Genomic DNA, 459 nt, shown 5'->3' with positions numbered 1-459 from the left:
GTGAGGACGTCGCGGACGGTGCCCGCGACGGTCAGCGCCACGATCAGGTTCACCACCTGGATCGCGGCGACGAGAATGAGCAGCCAGCTGGAAAGCGTCACCACACTGGGACGCGCGCGGGGCGCGGTGCCCGGAGCATCGGCCATGATTCTCCCTTTCCTGGATCAGGTGACCACCGTAGCGATCTCGCACCAGGTCAGCATGTCGGAACGGCTCACCGGTCCGCGGCGCGGCGCAGCCGGCGGTGCTCGGCGGTGACGACACCGAGCAGCGCCAGGTCGAGCGCGACCGCGGAGACCGCGCCGAACTGGTTGACGGTGAAGTTGAAGACCTGCCCGAACAGCAGGTCGACCAGGAGCGCCAGCTTGAACAGCCGGAACGCCTCGGCCCGGTCGCGGCGCAGCAGCCAGGCGGCCCACAGGCCGAGCACGGCCGTGATCAGCGCGCTGGCGCTGACAC

The 459-nt window shown here is 69.9% G+C and carries 1 pseudogene; it reads right to left on the bottom strand.

Features of this window, described 5'->3' with window-relative positions:
• Positions 1–214: 214 nt before the first annotated feature.
• Positions 215–459, bottom strand: a pseudogene (locus KBX39_RS32825) (hypothetical protein); the annotation flags it as partial.

The sequence above is a fragment of the Micromonospora sp. D75 genome, from assembly GCF_018070405.1.
GTDB classification, from domain to species: Bacteria; Actinomycetota; Actinomycetes; order Mycobacteriales; family Micromonosporaceae; genus Micromonospora; species Micromonospora chalcea.
This window is presented reverse-complemented; position numbering and strand designations above follow the sequence as displayed.